Here is a 17,161-nt window from a genome sequence, read left to right as displayed (position 1 = left end):
GGTCTCCGACGGCCGGGTGGTCGGGTCAGGGTGGAGGCTTGCCTGATTACTTGCTCTGCAGCCTCCCCAGCGGGTCGGGGTCTTCCCCCAGTGCGATGGCCGCTGCCTTCCAGGCGGTGTTCCCGGGGTAGAGGGCGCTGTGCAGGAAGGCCGTGCTGAGCTGCTGGATCAGAGCGACGCGTGCGGGACTCCCGTCCGTCGTCTCGGCGACCTCGTAGCCGGGAATGCCCCCGAGTGAGTGCTCTGCGCCGAACAGCGTGAGCAGGCTCTTGCTTCCCGGACTGTAGGTGTAGGGGTCGGTGAACCAGTCCGGTCCGCGCGTGGACAGGTGGGACCGGTCGTGGTCCCCGGCGATGATGAGCGCCGGCGTGGCCATGCCGTCGAAGGACGGCTTCATGAAGGGGAAGTGCTCGGCGGCGAACGGGGTCAGGTCGTCGCCCAGGCCGGTCAGGGCGAGCAGCACACCGGCCTTGATGCGGGGGTCGGACATGTCCTCGCCGGGGACGCCGTCGGGGCCGAGGATGCGCGCGCCCAGCAGCGCGCTCGCCGTCTGGGCTCCCCAGGAGTGGCCGGCCACGGCGATGCGGTCGCGGTCGAGGCGCCCGGCGAGGCCCGGCACGGACGCTTCCAGATGGTCGAGGCCGTCCAGCACGCGCGTGAGGTCCTCGATGCGGTAGCGCCAGATCCGCGGCGTACGAGGGTCCTCGGCGGGGAGGCCGAGCGTCCTGGAGTCGAGGTGGGTGGGCTGCAGTACCACGAAGCCGTGTGCGGCCCAGTGGTCCGCCAGCGGGGCGTAGCCGTTCATGGACCAGCCGAAGCCGTGCGAGAAGACGATGACGGGCAGGCCGCTGCCGGTCGCGGGGGCAGACACGCGGACCTGGAGATCCTCACCGCGGCCCGGGGCGGACAGGAGGACCGGCTGTGCGGATATCACGGTGGTGGGCGCACCCGCGACCTTCTGCGTCGCGTTCGCGGTGTTCGAGTCGGACATGGAAGTGCCTTCCGTTCGGTTTCTTCGACTCTTGGTTCGGGGCCCGGCGGGAGCGGTGGCACCGCGGGCCCGGGCCCGGCAGGACAGAGGAGGGTGGATCGAGGAGCGCGACAGCGGTTTGGCCGCCGGCCTTGCGGTCTGCCATCATGAATGAAACGGAACCTTGTTCCACTTACGATACGGAACATTGTTCCGCTTTGCAAGATCGGCTTTGGAAGGAGTGCCGTGGTGAGCGACAGCAGCCGGGGCTCGGGAAGCGCAGCCGGGCCCAAGCGCAAGGACGCCCGGCGCAATCAGCAGACCCTGCTGGACGCGGCCGCCGCGGTCTTCGTCAGCTCGGGTGTGGATGCGCCGGTACGGGACATCGCGGCCGAGGCCGGAGTCGGGGTGGGCACGATCTACCGTCACTTCCCCACCCGGGCGGACCTCGTCATCGCCGTCTACCGCCACCAGGTCGAAGCCTGTGCCGAGGCCGGACCGGCCCTGCTGGAGGCCGGCCCGACGCCGCACGCCGCCCTGGAGCGGTGGGTCGACCTCTTCACCGACTTCCTGGTCACCAAACACGGCCTCGCGGCCGCCATGCAGGCCGACAGCACCGGCTTCGAGGCTCTGCACACCTACTTCCTCGACCGCCTCCTGCCGGTGTGCGCCCAGCTCCTCGACGCCGCCGCCGCTGCCGGCGAGGTCCGCTCCGGCCTCGATGCCTACCAACTCATGCGCGGCATCGGAAACCTCTGCATCGGCGCCGAAAGCGATCCCCGCTACGACGCACGCCGACTCGTCGCACTCCTCGTCGCGGGACTACGCCAGCCGCGCTGACCGTGACATCGGCGAAAGGACGGGGCCCGCATCCGGCGCGTCCGGGGGCATGACGGTCCCTCAAGAGGCTTGGGTGGCGGGTCACAAAGAATCCACAAGAACGGTCCCTACGGTCCTGCCCGGCTGGACCGCCCGTGCGGCGGCCGAGTTCGCACCGACACCGAAAGGGAACCCGCCATGCTCACGAACCGCAGGACCACCGCTGCCGCGCTCGGCACCGTCGTACTGGGCGGCGCGCTGCTGTGCGCCGCGCCCGCGCAGGCCGACGCCGGCACCCCCTCTGCCGCACCCTCGTCGAAGTCCGTGCCGAAGGGCGACGGTGCCAAGGCCCTGTGCAAGCGCCTGCCGAAGGTCGAGGCCCGGGTCAGCGCCGCCCTCACCCGGCTGAACGGCGACGCCGCCGTACCCGGGTCGATCGCCCGGCTGGAGAAGCGCGTCGCCGAGGCCAAGACCGCCGGCCACGCCGAGGTGTACACCTTCCTCAACGACCGTCTGACCGTGCGCAAGGGCATGCCGGCGACGCTGCAGAAGCGCCAGGCCGACCTGAAGAGCGTCAGCACCTGGTGCGCCACCCAGGGGACCAAGTGACCGCCCGGGTCCGCGGCGCCGCGGCACTCGCGGCACTGGCCGCCGGAGCGGTGCTGCTCCTCACCGGCTGCGGGGGCGGCGCGGAGTCCGCGCCCGCCGGGCAGTCCGTGAGCGGTGCCGATGCCGGGCAGGTGGCGGAGATGCAGCAGAAGTTGGACGCCGCCGAGCAGGCGGCGTCCGACGCGGACAAGGACGCCGGCGAGGACAACTGAGCGTCGGCGGAGCGCCGTTGCCCGCGGCGCAGTCGGCTGCGGATGCCGTCGGCGGCAGCACCCGCCTGGCGGTCGTTGGTGCTGCGGGTTGAGGGCGGCGGGCCCGCCGGGGCGCCGGCTCGGTGTCAGTCGTCGATCGCCTGGTAGACCGTGGTCCAGAAGTCGTGGATGAGCCGCGCCGGATCCGGAACGGACAGCCCGACCTGGGTGAGCAGGATTCCGGTGAGCTGTTCGTCCGGGTCGGCGTAGGCCGAGGTGCCGGTTCCGCCGTCCCAGCCGAACTGGCCGATGGGCGCGTAGTCGCCGCGGTAGGTGCGCACCGCCATCCCGAAGCCCCAGCCGCCCTGCTGCCCCTGACCGAACGACACGTGGACGGCGTTGCGGGCCAGGGCGGATCGGGCGGCCTCCTGCTCGGGCGTGAGGCGGTTGGTGGTCATCAGCCGGACGGCGGGCCGGGACAGGATCCGTTCGCTCCCGTGCATGCCGTGCTGCAGCAGCATCCGGAAGTAGGCGTGGTAGTCGTCGACGGTGGAGACCAGCCCGCCGCCGCCTGCCTGGAACGCCGGAGGCCGGCTGTACCGTCCGCCTGCCGGCTCGTCCCACACCGTGAACTCTCCGGTCTGCGGATCGGGGGCGTAGCTGGGCGGCAGCCGGTCGATCTTGTCTGCGGGTACGTGGAATCCGGTGTCCTTCATCCCCAGCGGGTCGAGGACACGTTCGCGCAGGAACGTCTCGAACGGCCGGCCCGTGACCCTGGCGACGAGCACGCCCAGCACATCGTGGCTGATGTGGTACTGCCAGTGCGCTCCGGGCTGGTGCATCAGCGGAAGCGTGCCGAGGCGGCGCATCCACTCGTCCGGCTCGGGCAGCGGCGCTCCGTGACCTGTGAGCCCCAGTTCCTGAATTGCGGCCTGGATCGGGGCGCCGATCGTCGACAGGTCCATGCCGAGCCCGAACGTGGAGGTCACCAAGTCCCGTACGGTGATCGGCCGCTGCGCCGGCACGGTGTCGTCCAGCGGGCCGTCGGTCCGCTTCAGCACCCGGGGGTTGGCGAGTTCGGGCAGCCACGGCTCCACCGGGTCGTCCAGCCGCAGCTTGCATTCGTCGAGGAGGACCATCACCGGCGCCATCGCGACCGGCTTGGACGTGGACGCCATCCGGAAGATCGTGTCCCGTCGCATCGGCGCGCCACCGTCATGGCTCATCGTCCCGATCGCTTCGACGTGCGTCTCCTCGCCCCGGCCGACCAGGGCGACGAGCCCGGGAATCCTCCCGGACTCGACATACCGCGCCAGCACGTCGTGCATCCTGCGCAGCCCTGCTTCGGAGAAGCCGCCGTTGCTCTTTCCCATCATGAATCCCCCTGAAATTCAATGTTCGAGAATCACTGAACGCTTGCGACGCTACATTGCGTTTAGAGATTCGTCAACGAGGAGGAGGCTCAACTCCACTTGAAAACAGGCGTTAGTGCTCCTACATTGCAATGGGCGTGGTGCTGAATGCAATGGGCGATCAGGGCAGAGATTGCAATGAGCTGTGGGTGAATGCATACTGCGCGCAGCGGGGTGGCGCGGACACCGGACTCCGCGCACGTCGACAGAAGGGGAGACGAGTACCGATGCCGGGAGGCAGGCTCACCACCGAGGACCGTCAGCACATCGCCGCGGGGCTGGCCGAGGGGCTCGGATACGCGGAGATCGGGCGGCGCCTGGGGAGGCCCGCCTCGACCGTCATGCGGGAGGTCACCCGCAACGGCGGGCCCGACGCCTACGGGGCGGACCGGGCGCACGAGGCCACACGGCAGCGTGCGCGCCGGAGCAAGCAGGCTCAGCCTCCGGCGCCGCCGGTCCCCGACAGCGGCCACGGGCGCGACCCCGAAGCGGTGCAGGACTTCACGGAGTCCTTCACCACTCTCCTCGCCCGATCGGGGCTGCCCCGGATGGAGGCCAGGGTGCTGGCCTGCCTGTACATCACCGACTCCGGTGCTCTCACCGCCGCCGACCTGGTCCAGCGGCTCCGCGTCAGCCCGGCGTCCGTCTCGCACGCCGTCGCCTTCCTCGAACAGCAGGGACTGCTCAGGCGGGAGCGCACTCCCGGCGAGCGCCGCGAACGCTATGTCACCGACGACGACATCTGGGTCCGGTCCCTCCTTGCCGCCGTGCAGATGAACGAGGCCTTGGCGGCCGCCGCGCAGCGCGGAGCCGAGGTCCTCGGGGCGGCAACCCCGGCGGGGGCCCGCTTCGAGTCCTCCGTCGAACTCTTCCTCCTCATGAGCGAGTCCCTCCGGCAGCTCATGGAGCAGTGCCGGCAGACCCTGGCCGCCCGGAACGCCGGACGGCAGGCTGCGCCGGGTGGGGATCCGGACTCATGACGGACCCTCGGACGCCGATCGCGCTCCGCGCGCGGACTGGACGCGGCTGCGCGCCGAGCGGCGTTCCAGGCGGCGCAGCAGGAACGGCAGCAGGAGGCGCTGCTGCACGCGCGCGCACGCCATCAGCAGGCGTACGGTCCGGCTGTACGTCCTCTCCCGGATGTCCGCGTCCAGCCTGAGCAGGTCGTCCTCGGCCCCGCTCTCGTACCCGGACCGGATGACCCCCTTGTGGACCATGACCAGGACGGCCTTCGCCCGGCGGCGGTAGAAGGAGATCACGCTCGTGTCGTGGGCCAGCCCCAGCAGCAGGCGCGGCGCGCGCGGGTCGCCGAGTTCGGCGAGGAGCCGCGCCGCTTTGACGCGTACGAAGGACTGTACGACGAGCTGGTTGGGCGTGGTCGGGGCCAGGTCCGGGGCCGGGCCTCTGACCGGCCGGACGAGCTCCCTCAGGACGGGTTTGGCGCGCGAGTCCCCCAGCCGCGCCAGCGAATGGGCGGCGTTGACGCGGGAGGCGGGGTCGAGGTTCCGGTCGCGGGCCATGTCCGCGAGGATCCGGTGCGCGCGCCGGTCGCCGAGCCGAATCCCCATCAGGCGGGCTGCCAGCGCGCGCCCGGAGCCGTCGAAGCGGGGGTCCTTCGCGAGGGCCAGCAGGAGCTCGCCGGCCCCTGCATGCCCGAGCTGGGCGAGGGCGCCGGCCGCGTGGGCACGGGCCAGCGCGGGCACGCCGTCGGCGTGGGCCAGCTCCAGCAGCAGCTTGGTGCCGCGCTCGTCGCCGCCCTCGGCGAGCCGGAGTGAGGCCTGGACCCGGGCGATCCCGTTGTACAGGCGCAGCGTCGTCAGGCCCGGCACGTTCGTGCGGGAGAGGGCGAGCGGCGCGACGCCCCCGGCGTCCTCGTCCTGGGCGATCCGGGCGAGGAGGGCGTGGGCCCGCTCGCCGTCGAGGTCGGCCAGTGCCACGGCGGCGCGCAATCCGTCGCGCAAGCGGCTCGGCCGGGAGGCCAGCGCGACCAGCGCCGAGGCCGTCCTCGCGGCGGCCTCCGGCGGCACCCGCGTGCCCAGCCGCGCCTGCGCGGCGATGAACTCCAGGTCGGGGAGGCCGTTGTCGGCCCCGCCGGCCAGCCGGTTGAGGGCGCGGGCGCCGACACCGGCGCCGGCCGGGTCGTCCGGTGCCGCGTCGAGCAGGAAGCCGACGTACGACATCTGCGCCGTACGGAGGTCCAGTCGGGCGCGCCGCTTGCCGGGCGGTTCGGGGCGGCGGCTTCCGAGGAACCGCCGCAGTTCCTTCCGGAGCCGTCCGGGGTCGGCGGCGACGGCCTGCGCCGCGAAGTAGTCGGCGAGCGTCTGGTGGAGGAACACGAAGCCGGACTCGTTCTGGGTGAACAGGCCGCTGTGTCGCAGGAGGTCCGCCAGGAACCGGCCCCACGTCTCCTCGGGGACGGGTTCGGGCCGCGCCGCCTCGGGGAAGCCGAGCAGCGTCGCGAGGACGTCGGGCTCCTCCTCCCGGGCCCGGGCCTGGGGGCGGGGGTGGGGCTGGGGCCGGATCCGGGGCCGCCCCACATGCTGTGCGGCGAGGCGGGAGACGAGCGGGAAGAACCCGTCGACCGTCTCCTGCGCCCGGCCGAGCACCGTACTGCCGTAGCGTTCCAGGGCCTGACGGGTCTGCTGCTGGATGCCGGACATCCCGGCGGCGTGGTGCCGGTCGGCGAGGGCCCCGACGAAACGCCGGTACAGGTCGCCGCGGTGCGCGGGCAGCGGCCGGTCCGGCTCGGCGGAAACGAGCGCGCACAGGATGGCTGCCATCAGCGGAACCGTGCCGAGGCCCGTCGCGGGCGGGGCAGCGGCGGCGGCGGCGGCGGCGGTGGCGGTGGTGGTCTGCGCGAACCGGTCCGCTGCCTGCTCGGGCGCGGCATGACCCGCGGCACGGAACCACTTCACGGCGAGGGAGCGGAGCTCCGGCGGGTCGAACGGGCGCAGCTCGAGGACGGGCGTGTCCTGGCCGAGGATGCCGAGCTCGGACTCGGGCAGCGGCCGGGTGGCGACCACGAAGCGGAACGGGGTGCCGGCGGCCGGGGCCGTGGCCATGGGCGCGGGCGCGGGCCCGGTGCGGCTGGTGCGGTCGTTGCCGTCGGCGAGGCCGGCGAAGCTGGCCAGGGTCTGCAGCGCCTCGCGCCTGGACTCCGGCAGCAGGATCTCGTCCAGCCCGTCCACCATCACCAGCCACGGCACGCCCGGCTCCGCCTCCGACCGGAAGACCTCGGCGTCGGGCCCTTCGAGCAGCCCGAACCGGCTCAGGTCCCGGGTGACCGCACGGGAGAGGAGCTGGGGCAGGGGCTCCTGCCCCAGCAGGTCGGCGGCCCGCAGCAGGACCGGTAACACCGGCGCATCCCCATCCGGATCCGCGCCCGGTTCCGTGTCCGCTGTCCTGTCCGCCTCGGCTTCGCCGCCGGTCAGGCGGCGGCGGGCGGCCGTGGCGAGCGCCATCCGCAGGAAGGTCGTCTTGCCGCCGCCCGGCCCCGCCGTCAGGACCGTGACCGGTGCCTGCTGCCAGCCGGCGCCGCTGATCCGGTGCACGGTCTCCTCGGCGGAGAGCTCCTGCGGCGTGACCCGGCCGATGCCGATGCCGATGCCGATGCCGGTTCCGGTGCCGCTGCCGAGGGCGCGTACGCGGGCCCGCTGGCCCAGGTAGATGTCCGCCAGCGGGGGCGCACCGGCCCCGATGGTGCCGCCGACGTACGGGTGTTCCCGGGTCGAGGCCAGGGCCGCGTTCAGGTAGTCGTGGACCTGTTGGGTATGTGCGTCGGCGGGCGCCAGCCCGGCCGGGTCGGTCGGCAGGCCGATCAGCCCGTGCAGGGCGGTGCGTTCGCCGGCGGTGAGGATCCCGTACCAGCGGTCCACGCGGCTGGCGGTCAGGGTGCCCGCGCCGTCGGTGGGCCGGTGCTCGCTGACGATGCCGACCAGGCAGCCCCCGCTCCACACCGCCGCCCCGGACATCCCCTCCCAGGGCGACAGTCCGGAGCCGGAACCGCGGCCGACGACGACGGGTTCGGTCCCCGGCGGGTCGACGATCAGCTCCAGCGTGCCTTCGCGCCGCCCCGACAGGGCGACGGCGCGGCCGTGGGCGTGCCGGGTGTCCCGGTACTCGAACTCCGTCCCGTCCGGCCCCGCCTCCCGGCGCAGCTTGAAGCGCGGGAAGCCCACCGCCTCGCACGGCGCCGAGCGGCCCAGCCGCCCGTACCGGAGTGCGGGCGCGTCGGCCGCGTGTGGAACAAGCAGGGCCTGCGAGGACCCGTCGCCTGCACCCGCGCCGGGACGCAGCGCGAGCACCGCGATGTCGAGCCGGCCGTGCAGGAACGCCGTGTCGGCCCCGACGTCCGTGATGCCGCCGCGGCCGTCCACGAAGCGGACCCGGACGTCCCGGGCGTCATCGACGACATGCGCGGCGGTCAGCACGTGTCCGGGCCCGACCCGGTAGCCGGAGCCCCGCTTGCCGCGGCCGTCCCGGCACGTGGTGACGATCTGCACGGCCCGCCGCTCGTCCAGCCCCGCCGAAGGGGCGAGGATGCGGCTACTGCTCAATCGATCCCGCCCGGCCGGACACGAAGGCACCGGTCCTCACGCCGGCCACCTCGACGGTCGGCTGGAGGGACAGCTTCACGCGCTGGACCGCGTCGCTCCGCACGGACCCGTCGACCCCGAGGTCCACGACCCAGAACTTGACCTTGCCGTTCCCGCCGGCCTTCCTCTCCAGCGCGAGCGACACTTCCAACTCGATCGCCCCCAGCTCGAACTGCAGGTCCTTCCCCTGCGCTTCGGCGATGGACTGCTCCAGCTCTTCCCGCAGTTCCTTGATCACGGTCGACAGCTCGATCACGCGGCATCCCCTCGGCCCGACTCGAACACGAATGGCGCACGGCACAGGCCCGGCGCCTGGTGCCCGGTGCTCGTGCACTGCCACCGTACTCAGCCCCAACCGCCTCTGTACGCCGGTCGGTTGAATGACCGCCGTACCCTGCCCTTCCCCGGACCCCGACCCCGACCCCGACCCCGACCCCGATCTCGTAAGGACCCTTCCCCATGTCCAGATGTCCAGCACCAGGACCCGTCGCCTCGTCCCCCTCGTGATCGCCGCCACCCTGGCCGCCGGAGGCGCCGCCCTCACTGACCCGACACCCCCAATCCACACCCCCCCTTGAGTGACCTGCATCACATGCCGTCACAGCGGTCGAGCGTCCGGTGTCTTGTGGCCGACCCCTTGGAAACGGAGGCAGGACACCATGGGCGAGAACACCGACGCGATCGTCGACTACCGCGAGATCCTCGCCGACGGCGTCCGGCTGGCCGTCGACAGCGTGACCCGGATCGACGCCGCCGGGGACTCGGCGACGCCGTCGGACCTGCCGTTCCGGATGAGCGCCTACGGCGCGGGCTGCCCGGGCGCGCAAGCCGGTACGCACAGCCGGCCCAAGGGCGGCATGCGCCGGGAACTGCTGCGCAGACCGGGCGCGGCAGGGCGTCGACTGCCGGGGCGTTGACCGCCGCCGAACGGGCAGCATGATCACCGGCCACGCGAGAGACGGAACGAGAAACAGATGACGAGAAGACGAGAGATGACGGACCACACCACGGACCCGGCGACCGAGACGTTCGTCGCGCACCGCAATCTGCTGTTCACCGTCGCCTACGAGATGCTCGGCTCGGCGGCCGACGCCGAGGACGTCCTCCAGGAGACCTGGCTGCGCTGGGTCAAGGTCGACCTCGACCCGGTGCGCGACCAGCGGGCGTACCTGGTGCGGATCACGACCCGGCAGGCGCTCAACCGGCTGCGCAGCATGAAGCGGCGCAGGGAGGCGTACGTCGGCCAGTGGCTGCCCGAGCCGCTGCTCACCACGCCCGACGTGGCCGAGGACATCGAACTCGCCGAAAGCATGTCGATGGCGATGATGCTCGTCCTGGAAAGCCTTTCCCCGACCGAGCGGGCGGTGTTCGTGCTCCGTGAGGTCTTCGAGGTCGACTACGACGAGATCGCCGAGGCCGTCGGCAAGACCCCGGCGGCCGTACGCCAGATCGCGCACCGCGCCCGCGGGCACGTCGACGCCCGCCGGCCCCGCCGTACGGCCTCCCCGAGTGAGAGCCGGGCAGCCCTGGAGTCGTTCCGGCGCGCCGTCGAGACCGGGAACCCACAGGACCTGCTCGACGTACTCGCCCCCGACGTCGTCCTGCTCAGCGACGGCGGCGGCATCAAGCGCGCCGCGCTCAGGCCCGTCATCGGCGCCGAGAAGATCGTCCGCTTCTACCTCGGCGGCTCCGCCAAGTTCGCGGCCACGATCACCTGCCGGCCCACCGTGGTCAACGGCAGCCCCGCACTCGCCGTATACGTGGGCGGCGAACTCGACGGCGTCATGGCCGTCCGTGTCGAGGACGGGCGCATCACCGGCCTCTACTTCGTCCGCAACCCCGAGAAGCTGACCCGCGTCACCTCCGAGACCCCGCTCACCCTTCGCTGACGCCCTCGGCTCGGAAGCACCCGTCCATCGCCGCACACCACAACAGGGGGACCACACCATGACCGGACAGATGACGGCCACCACGCCGCGCGGCCTCACCTTCCTCAGGACCGCGATAGCCCTGCAGACCCTGACCCTCTTCTTCCAGGCGGTCACCGCGGGCATGCTCCTGAACTCCTCACACGGCTATCTGATGCACGACGTCGGATCGAAGGTGATGTACGCAGCCGCCATGCTGTACCTGCTCGCCGCGATCCTGGCCTGGCGCCCGGGCGGCGGATCCCCCCGCCCCGTGCTGTACGCCACCGGCTTCCTCCTCCTCGCCTCGGCGCAGGTCGCGCTGGGTATCGCGCACCTGCCCTCGTTCCATGTCCCTTTGGGCGTGGTGATGTTCGCCCTCAGCACCGTGGCGTTCGTCCGAACGCCGGCGGCCGCCCGGCTGTGGGCCCGCTCGGCCAGCTGACGCAACCGGACCGCCGTCCGGCCAATCGGCGAACCGGCCAATCGGCGAACCGGCGAACCGGCGAACCCTCAACGCGAGGGAGGCGCTTGCCTCGGCAGGTGACGGGCGAAGAACGACCGTACGAGGTCGCGCACGGCGGGCACGGTGACGCGCGGGTCTGCCCGGCCGACCATGGCGGCCCGCCCGGCAGCGGTCATCAGACCGGCCTTGTGCAGTTGGGGGACGAGGGCCGCGTAGTCGGTGAAGACCCAGTGATCGGTGTGGTCGAGCTGCCGCCGGGTGACGGGGCCCGCGTGGGTGAGGAGGGCTGTCCAGGACCGGTCCAGCCGGGCGTTGCGGAAGCCGTCGGTGCCGGCCAGGAGCAGCGGCCGGTCCGTCCCCTGCCGGGCGACCGGCAGCAGTTCGCCGTCCATCTGGTCGAGGTACCCCTCCAGGTTGACGGCGGCGGCGATCCGGCGGTCCTCGTGGAACGCCTGCGCGGCCGCGGTGCCGCCCGCGGAGTGCCCGTAGATCCCGACCCGGTCCAGGGCGAGGGTGTCGAGGACGAAGCGGAGGTCGGCGACCCGGGTGTCGATCATGGTGCGGAAGGTCGCCGCGTCGAGGTTCGGACGCAGCACGGTCGTCCGGATCCGGGCGCGTCCCGGCCGGTCGTCGGGGAACTCCACCTCGCTCGCGTCCCCGGGGTGGTCGACGGTGACGACGGTCCAGCCGTGCGAGGCGAGGTCGATCGCGAGGGAGCTGCCCATCGTGCGGGCGTCGCCGCCGCCGGGGCTGTAGAGCAGCACGGGGCGCCGGCCGGGCAGCGGCGGGGCCCCGGCCCGGGCATGGGTGAGGGTGGCGGCCCAGTCGACCCCGGCTTCCGGCAGGTGCGGGCGGACCAGGTGGGCGAGGGAGGCGAACGCTTCGGCGGCGCCGGGCGTCAGCTGCGGAACGCGCGGGAAGCCCAGGCCCGGCACGGCCGGCTGCAGGACGGTGACCATGAGCTCGCGTACGCCGATCCCCGGCTCCCACGGGTCGTTGCGGGAGCGGTCGACGAGGTGGAGGACCCGGGCGCCGACAGGGTACGGGCCGGTGGGCGCGGGCAGCCGGAGGAGGGACGAGCCGGAACGCCCGGAGGCCGAGGCGGAGGCGGAGCCGGGAGCGGCCGTCGCGAGGAACAGGGCGGCGGCGCCGGCGAGGGCGCCCTTGGCGAAGGAACGACGGCCGGATGCGAAGGAAATGGTCATGGGCGGCATCCTGGGGGTGGGCCCGGGGCCGTAGCGAAGCTTGTGGCCGGGCCCGAAAGGCTTGCGCGGAGCGGGGGGATGTGCGTGATCCGGATCCATTTCACGGCAGACGATTTCGCCCGGGTGCGGTTCGCGCCGCGGGCCTCGCCCGTACCCGAGCTGCACGCTGCCCTGATGATGCTGGGCGCCCCGCACGAGGAGCTGCTGTTCGGGCGCTGGCGGAACCGACTGCTGCGGAGCCTGCCGAGGGCGGCCGAACCGCTCGCGGACCTGGTACCGGACGGGTCGGCTCCCGCCTTCCTCGACGTCCTCGGCGACACCCTGGACGACGGAATCGCGCTGATCAGAGGCTCCCGCCCCGAGTCCGTGCGGGCCGGGATCGAGCAGGTGTACGCGCGACGGCCGGCCCCGCCATGGATCCGGGCCCTGCACCACGGGAACGCCGATGCCTGGCGGATGTTGGACCGGGCGCAGCGGGCGGCATACGAGACGGTACTCGCGCCGGTGTGGCCCCTGGTCCAGGACTTGCACCGGACGGAGTTCACCCGCCATGCCCTCGCCGTCGCCGAACAGGGCATCGGCGCCACCCTGACCGGCCTTGCCCCGAGTTCACGGCTCCACGACGGAGTGTGGGAATGGCCCCTGCCTGGCATCCCGGGTGTGCGAGAGGTCCAGCTCGGCGGGCGCGGCCTGATCCTTCGCCCGACGTTCCACTGGCGTCGCGGACCGCTCGTCCAGGACCTGCCCGACCGCCCGGTGGCGCTCGCCTACCCGGCAGGCCAGGGGCTGCCGCCCGTCCCGGACCGGCCCGGCCCACCGGACGAGCCCCTCGCGGGAATCCTCGGGCGCACCCGGCTCTCCCTGCTGCGCTCGTTGGACGAAGCACGTACGACCACGGGACTGGCGCGCCGTATCGGCGTCAGCAACGCCACGGCCTCCGCCCACGCCTCCGCCCTACGCGCCGCCGGTCTCCTGACCACCACCCGCACGGGCCGCTCGGTGCATCACGCGCGTACGCCCCTGGCGGAGCTGCTGCTGACCGGCGGCTGACCCGGGCGGGGCCGCGTCGCCTGGATGGCGGGACGGGTCTGGGTCTGGGTCTGGGTCTGGGTCTGGGTCTGGGTCTGGGTCTGGGTCTGGCGGATACTGACTGCTTGACCTCAAGTGCGGTTGAGTTTTTAGCGTCGCCGGTGACGAGAGGAGTCCACGGTGACGACGTTGGTGACGGGGGCCACGGGCAACACGGGCCGGCACGTGGTGGCGGAACTACTGCGCAGGGGTGAGGGGGTTCGGGCACTGACGCGGGATCCGGTCGCGGCCGCGGGGCTGCTTCCGGCCGGGGTGGAGGTCGTCGGTGGGACGCATACCGAGCCGGAGGGGTTGGGCGATGCGCTCCGGGGTGTCAGCCGCCTGCACATCACCGTGACGGCGGGGCTGGCCGAGGTCGGGCCCGAGTTGGTGCGGCGGGCGGTCGGCGCGGGGGTGGAGCGGATCACCGTGCTGTGGGGCGGATGGGTGGGTCCGGTCGAGCAGGCCGTGGCGGAGTCGGGGGTGGAGTGGACCCGGCTGGAGCCGCAGGAGTTCATGTCCAACACGTTGGCCTGGGCGGACTCGGTGCGGGGCGAGGGGGTCGTGCGGGAGCCGTACGACTTTCCGAGTGCGCTCGTCCACGAGGCCGACATCGCGGCGGTGGCGGCGGTCACACTGCTGGAGGACGGGCACGCGGGGCGTGCGTACAACCTGACCGGGCCCGGGGCGTTGACCCCGCGTGAGCGGATCGCGGTGTTGTCGAAGGCGATCGGGCGCGAGGTCGGGTTCGTTCCGATCACGCACGAGCAGGCCGTCGAGAGGCTGACGGCGACGGGGGTGTCAAGGGCGGACGCGGAGTACGTGGTGGGGTGGTACGCCCAGCCCACGAAGGACTCCACGACCGTGGTCGACACGGTGGAGCGGGTGACGGACCGGGCGGCGCGTACGTTCAGGCAGTGGGTGGACGAGCACCTGGAGCGGTTCCGGATCCCGTAAGCAGCCAAGTCCTCACGGCAGTTGAGCCGGGCATTCGTGGCGCTTGCCGCGGTGCCTGCCATCTGGATCTTCCAGACGGGAGCTGCCCCGCACCGCGCACGGCCCGATTGCCAACACACCCGCCCAGCCTGGCGATTGCGTCAGGCGTGGTGCGGGTGTGCTGTAAGCGGCCCGTTCCGCTGCGGTGTTGCGGTCCAGTCGGAGGCGGCCGTGAGAACGCCGTGGAGATCGTCGAGGCGGAGCTCGGCGAGTGGCAAGCCCCGCCCACGGGCGACCAGTCCGCCGTTTCTCCTCTGCCCCCACGATCCGGGGCGTAGCGTGGCCGCATGAGCGATGTCGTGGAGGGCAGCGGCCCGAAGCTGCCGCCGTCGTACCCGCCGAAGACGCCTCCGCCGCAGAAGAGACCGGTTGAGCCGCCGCGTCCCCAGCCGTGTACCAGGCCGAAGGCGCCGTCACGGAAGCGGCGCGGCCGGCAGGTGTCGGCCCAGCCTTCCGACTGCCCTGCCGAGCGGTGAGTTCGGCCAGGGGCTTCGGGTGCGGCCGCCTGCGGGGGCGAGGCGGCCCGTACCGCGATCGGGGTCAGTTCGTGTGTCGGCGGGCCTGCTTCAGCTCGCTGTCGACGGCCCAGGCATCGGCGACCGGCCCGAGGTGGCCGAGCTTGTCGGGGTTGACCACCGTGCGAACGGTCTGGATCTGTCCGTCGAGCACCTCGAGCGCCATGGCCTGCAGGACCTTGCCGTCCCGGTCGCGGAGGATCGCGCCGGGCTGGCCGTTGATCTCGTGCCGGTCGAGCGTCACGTCGATCCGGGTCAGCCAGGGGAAGACCGCGGCCAGCAGCCTGGCCACCTTCTCCGCGCCCAGGATGGTCCTGGCCAGCTGCGGGGCCTTGCCGCCGCCGTCCCCGACGAGTTGGGCGTCGGCGGCCAGGAGGGTCTGGAGCCCGTCCACGTCGCCGTTCTGCAGCGCGTCGAAGAAGCGGGTCGCCAGCTCCTGCCGTTCCCGGCGGTCCGCCGCGAACCGCGGCCGTCCGTCCTGCATGTGCCGCCGCGCCCGTACCAGGAGTTGCCGGCAGGCCGCCTCCGACCGGCCCACGGCCGCGGCGATGTCGTCGAAGCCGAAGGCGAACACGTCCCGCAGCAGGAACACCGCCCGCTCCAGCGGGCTGAGCCGCTCCAGCAGCAGGAGCGAGGCCATCGACACCGAGTCGGCCAGTTCCGCCGACCGAGCCGGGTCCTGGTACGGGTCGCTCAGCAGCGGCTCGGGGAACCACGGGCCGACGTACTCCTCACGCCGTACCCGTGCGGAACGCAGTACGTCGATGGAGATGCGGGTCACCGTGGCCGACAGGAAGGCCTTGGCCGACGTGGGGACGGTCGCCGAGGCGGCGAAGCGCAGCCATGTCTCCTGCACCGCATCCTCGGCCTCGGCCACGCTGCCCAGAATCCGGTAGGCGATCGAAAAGAGCAGCGGCCGCAGCTCCTCAAACTCCTCGATCTTGCTCACGCCGGTTCCCTTCCCCCTGAAGTCCTTGCGCGCGCTGACGCGCACCTTGTGATGATCATCCGGATCGGCGGGCGGCGGGTCGAACAGCCCGTCGGAGTCCTCGGAGTCCGGGGACTCGGGGCTCGGGCTCGGGCTCGGCCTCGGGGCCCACAGCCGGGCCCCGAGCCCCCGGGTTGCCGATGTCACGTGATCGTCAGTGGAACTGTCCGGGCACGTAGTCGCCGGCCGGCTGCTGGGTGATGAGGTTCATCCGGTTCGCCATGTTCATGAACGAGACCAGGAGGACGAGGGCGGTGAGCTGCTCCTCGTCGTAGTGCTTGGCGGCGCGCGCCCACACCTCGTCGCCGACCCCGCCTGCCGCGTCCGCGACCCGGGTCCCCTCCTCCGCCAGCTCCAGCGCGGCACGCTCGGCGTCCGTGAACACCGTGGCCTCGCGCCAGGCCGCGACCAGGTGCAGGCGGAGCGGGGTCTCGCCGGCCGCGGTGGCTTCCTTGGTGTGCATGTCGATGCAGACGGCGCAGCCGTTGATCTGGCTCACGCGCAGGGCGACCAGCTCCTGCGTCGCGGCCGGCAGCGGCGAGTCCTTGACCGCCTTGCCCGCCGCCATGAGGTGCTTGACGGCCTTGCCGGCGGTCGTGCCGGCGAGGAGGTTCAGTCGCGCGTCCATGGTGTGCTCCCTCGGTGTTCGTGAGTGCGTACACCCCCGAGACGAGACGGCCCGATCCCCTGTGACATGCGGAGACGTGACCTGCGTCACCCTGCGCCGGTGCAGAGCCCGTTGCCACCAGTGCTGTGCGGAGCCGGACACGGAAATGGTTCCTGCGCCCGACCCCCGTCATGGGGCGGGGGCGCGGAGATCCCTTCGCATCAGGACGCACATCGTCTCGTAGCGGCGGATCGAGCCGTCGAGGGCTTCCTCGTCCCATGCGTCGGGCTTGCGGCCGTACGCGGTGTAGCCCAGGCGCTCGTACAGGGCACGGGCCCGCGGGTTGTCCTCCTCCACTGCGAGTTCGGCCCGGTGCAGGCCCCGGTTCCGGATGCGCTGTTCGGCGGCGCGGATCAGCAGTGTGCCCAGGCCGCGGGACTGGAGTGCCGGGAGCACGGCGAGCTGCCACAGGTATCCGGCTCCGTCGGCGACCTGGTAGTCGACGCCGCCGATCGCGACCGGGAGGTCCGCCGGGGTGGTGCACACGGCCAGGTAGTCCACCTCGCCGGCCGCGGCGCGCGCCACCTCGTGCTCCACGTGGCGCAGGTGGGTGGCCGAGCCCGACCAGGCGCATGCGGGCAGGTCTCGGGGCGTCAGGTCGCGCACGCTGACGGGTATCACGAGGGTGGTGGCATCGGGGGATTCGGGTGTGTTCGTCACGGCCGGGAGCATGCCGACCAGGGCATCCGCGCGGCAACGGATTTTCTCCGCGGGCGGCGTCCGGGCGCCTGTAATCGGCTTCGGCTTCTGTTC

17 protein-coding genes are annotated in these 17,161 nt (G+C 72.5%); 9 read left to right on the top strand and 8 right to left on the bottom strand.

All coding sequences use genetic code 11. The features are described from left to right. Nucleotides 1-46 precede the first annotated feature (46 nt). Complete coding sequence (locus AC068A_RS12530) at nucleotides 47-991, bottom strand: alpha/beta hydrolase family protein (protein ID WP_478584129.1); 945 nt, start codon at nucleotides 989-991, stop codon at nucleotides 47-49. 228 nt (nucleotides 992-1,219) lie between these two features. Between AC068A_RS12530 and AC068A_RS12525 the strand changes: the two genes are divergently transcribed. From AC068A_RS12525 to AC068A_RS12515, 3 genes are all read left to right on the top strand, one after another. Beyond that, a complete protein-coding gene (locus AC068A_RS12525; RefSeq protein WP_478584127.1) occupies nucleotides 1,220-1,810 on the top strand; it encodes a TetR/AcrR family transcriptional regulator in 591 nt (196 codons plus the stop codon). 177 nt (nucleotides 1,811-1,987) lie between these two features. Next, nucleotides 1,988-2,398, top strand: a complete 411-nt coding sequence (locus AC068A_RS12520; RefSeq protein ID WP_478584125.1) for a hypothetical protein — start codon at nucleotides 1,988-1,990, stop codon at nucleotides 2,396-2,398. Further along, entirely contained in the window at nucleotides 2,395-2,610 is a 216-nt protein-coding gene (locus AC068A_RS12515) for a hypothetical protein (protein WP_478584123.1), read from the top strand. The genes AC068A_RS12520 and AC068A_RS12515 overlap by 4 nt, the downstream gene beginning before the upstream one ends. A gap of 125 nt (nucleotides 2,611-2,735) precedes the next feature. On the opposite strand, the gene AC068A_RS12510 is transcribed toward AC068A_RS12515, so the two are convergent. Beyond that, a complete protein-coding gene (locus AC068A_RS12510) occupies nucleotides 2,736-3,962 on the bottom strand; it encodes a serine hydrolase domain-containing protein (RefSeq protein WP_478584230.1) in 1,227 nt (408 codons plus the stop codon). Between the two features lie 266 nt (nucleotides 3,963-4,228). On the opposite strand from AC068A_RS12510, the gene AC068A_RS12505 reads away from it, so the two are divergent. Continuing rightward, entirely contained in the window at nucleotides 4,229-4,981 is a 753-nt protein-coding gene (locus AC068A_RS12505; RefSeq protein WP_478584121.1) for a GbsR/MarR family transcriptional regulator, read from the top strand. Here AC068A_RS12505 and AC068A_RS12500 read toward each other — a convergent pair. Together AC068A_RS12500 and AC068A_RS12495 are read right to left on the bottom strand one after the other, a co-directional pair. Beyond that, nucleotides 4,976-8,557 (bottom strand): trypsin-like peptidase domain-containing protein, encoded by a 3,582-nt coding sequence (locus AC068A_RS12500; RefSeq protein ID WP_478584119.1) that lies wholly within the window; start codon nucleotides 8,555-8,557, stop codon nucleotides 4,976-4,978. The two genes, AC068A_RS12505 and AC068A_RS12500, sit on opposite strands and share 6 nt — an antisense overlap. After that, complete coding sequence (locus AC068A_RS12495; RefSeq protein WP_478584117.1) at nucleotides 8,547-8,852, bottom strand: trypco2 family protein; 306 nt, start codon at nucleotides 8,850-8,852, stop codon at nucleotides 8,547-8,549. The genes AC068A_RS12500 and AC068A_RS12495 overlap by 11 nt, the downstream gene beginning before the upstream one ends. Before the next feature lie 403 nt (nucleotides 8,853-9,255). Here AC068A_RS12495 and AC068A_RS12490 point away from each other — a divergent pair, with 403 nt between their 5' ends. From AC068A_RS12490 to AC068A_RS12480, 3 genes are all read left to right on the top strand, one after another. Then, nucleotides 9,256-9,513, top strand: coding sequence for a hypothetical protein (locus AC068A_RS12490; protein ID WP_478584116.1), 258 nt, complete (start codon nucleotides 9,256-9,258; stop codon nucleotides 9,511-9,513). A gap of 75 nt (nucleotides 9,514-9,588) precedes the next feature. Next, a complete protein-coding gene (locus tag AC068A_RS12485; RefSeq protein ID WP_478584114.1) occupies nucleotides 9,589-10,485 on the top strand; it encodes an RNA polymerase sigma-70 factor in 897 nt (298 codons plus the stop codon). Between the two features lie 58 nt (nucleotides 10,486-10,543). Next, nucleotides 10,544-10,948 carry a hypothetical protein gene (locus AC068A_RS12480; RefSeq protein ID WP_478584113.1) on the top strand — a complete coding sequence of 135 codons (405 nt, stop codon included), beginning with the start codon at nucleotides 10,544-10,546 and terminating at the stop codon, nucleotides 10,946-10,948. Nucleotides 10,949-11,016: 68 nt separating this feature from the next. Here the strand turns inward: AC068A_RS12480 and AC068A_RS12475 are convergent, their stop codons facing one another. Then, nucleotides 11,017-12,174, bottom strand: a complete 1,158-nt coding sequence (locus AC068A_RS12475) for an alpha/beta fold hydrolase (protein WP_478584112.1) — start codon at nucleotides 12,172-12,174, stop codon at nucleotides 11,017-11,019. 84 nt (nucleotides 12,175-12,258) lie between these two features. On the opposite strand from AC068A_RS12475, the gene AC068A_RS12470 reads away from it, so the two are divergent. Then, nucleotides 12,259-13,224, top strand: coding sequence for an ArsR/SmtB family transcription factor (locus AC068A_RS12470; RefSeq protein WP_478584111.1), 966 nt, complete (start codon nucleotides 12,259-12,261; stop codon nucleotides 13,222-13,224). Between the two features lie 159 nt (nucleotides 13,225-13,383). After that, complete coding sequence (locus AC068A_RS12465) at nucleotides 13,384-14,199, top strand: NmrA family NAD(P)-binding protein (RefSeq protein ID WP_478584109.1); 816 nt, start codon at nucleotides 13,384-13,386, stop codon at nucleotides 14,197-14,199. Between the two features lie 579 nt (nucleotides 14,200-14,778). Here the strand turns inward: AC068A_RS12465 and AC068A_RS12460 are convergent. The 3 genes from AC068A_RS12460 to AC068A_RS12450 all read right to left on the bottom strand — a co-directional run bounded on the left by AC068A_RS12460 (nucleotide 14,779) and on the right by AC068A_RS12450 (nucleotide 17,080). Further along, a complete protein-coding gene (locus tag AC068A_RS12460) occupies nucleotides 14,779-15,702 on the bottom strand; it encodes an RNA polymerase sigma-70 factor (RefSeq protein ID WP_478584107.1) in 924 nt (307 codons plus the stop codon). A 193-nt stretch (nucleotides 15,703-15,895) separates the two neighbouring features. Further along, the gene (locus tag AC068A_RS12455) at nucleotides 15,896-16,369 is read right to left on the bottom strand and encodes a carboxymuconolactone decarboxylase family protein (RefSeq protein WP_478584105.1); all 474 of its coding nucleotides are present in this window, start codon (nucleotides 16,367-16,369) and stop codon (nucleotides 15,896-15,898) included. A 168-nt stretch (nucleotides 16,370-16,537) separates the two neighbouring features. Continuing rightward, the gene (locus AC068A_RS12450) at nucleotides 16,538-17,080 is read right to left on the bottom strand and encodes a GNAT family N-acetyltransferase (RefSeq protein ID WP_478584103.1); all 543 of its coding nucleotides are present in this window, start codon (nucleotides 17,078-17,080) and stop codon (nucleotides 16,538-16,540) included. Nucleotides 17,081-17,161 lie beyond the last annotated feature (81 nt).

This window comes from Streptomyces sp. NPDC043854, from assembly GCF_056436005.1.
The sequence above is the reverse complement of the archived record's forward strand: the minus strand, read 5'-3'. Positions and strand labels throughout refer to the sequence as shown.

What these genes read in the sequence shown, in the direction of transcription:
- AC068A_RS12530 (WP_478584129.1), bottom strand. Translation starts at nt 991, where the DNA reads ATGTCCGACTCGAACACCGCGAACGCGACGCAGAAGGTCGCGGGTGCG.
- AC068A_RS12520 (WP_478584125.1), top strand. Translation starts at nt 1,988, where the DNA reads ATGCTCACGAACCGCAGGACCACCGCTGCCGCGCTCGGCACCGTCGTA.
- AC068A_RS12510 (WP_478584230.1), bottom strand. Translation starts at nt 3,962, where the DNA reads ATGGGAAAGAGCAACGGCGGCTTCTCCGAAGCAGGGCTGCGCAGGATG.
- AC068A_RS12505 (WP_478584121.1), top strand. Translation starts at nt 4,229, where the DNA reads ATGCCGGGAGGCAGGCTCACCACCGAGGACCGTCAGCACATCGCCGCG.
- AC068A_RS12490 (WP_478584116.1), top strand. Translation starts at nt 9,256, where the DNA reads ATGGGCGAGAACACCGACGCGATCGTCGACTACCGCGAGATCCTCGCC.
- AC068A_RS12485 (WP_478584114.1), top strand. Translation starts at nt 9,589, where the DNA reads ATGACGGACCACACCACGGACCCGGCGACCGAGACGTTCGTCGCGCAC.
- AC068A_RS12480 (WP_478584113.1), top strand. Translation starts at nt 10,544, where the DNA reads ATGACCGGACAGATGACGGCCACCACGCCGCGCGGCCTCACCTTCCTC.
- AC068A_RS12475 (WP_478584112.1), bottom strand. Translation starts at nt 12,174, where the DNA reads ATGACCATTTCCTTCGCATCCGGCCGTCGTTCCTTCGCCAAGGGCGCC.
- AC068A_RS12455 (WP_478584105.1), bottom strand. Translation starts at nt 16,369, where the DNA reads ATGGACGCGCGACTGAACCTCCTCGCCGGCACGACCGCCGGCAAGGCC.
- AC068A_RS12450 (WP_478584103.1), bottom strand. Translation starts at nt 17,080, where the DNA reads ATGCTCCCGGCCGTGACGAACACACCCGAATCCCCCGATGCCACCACC.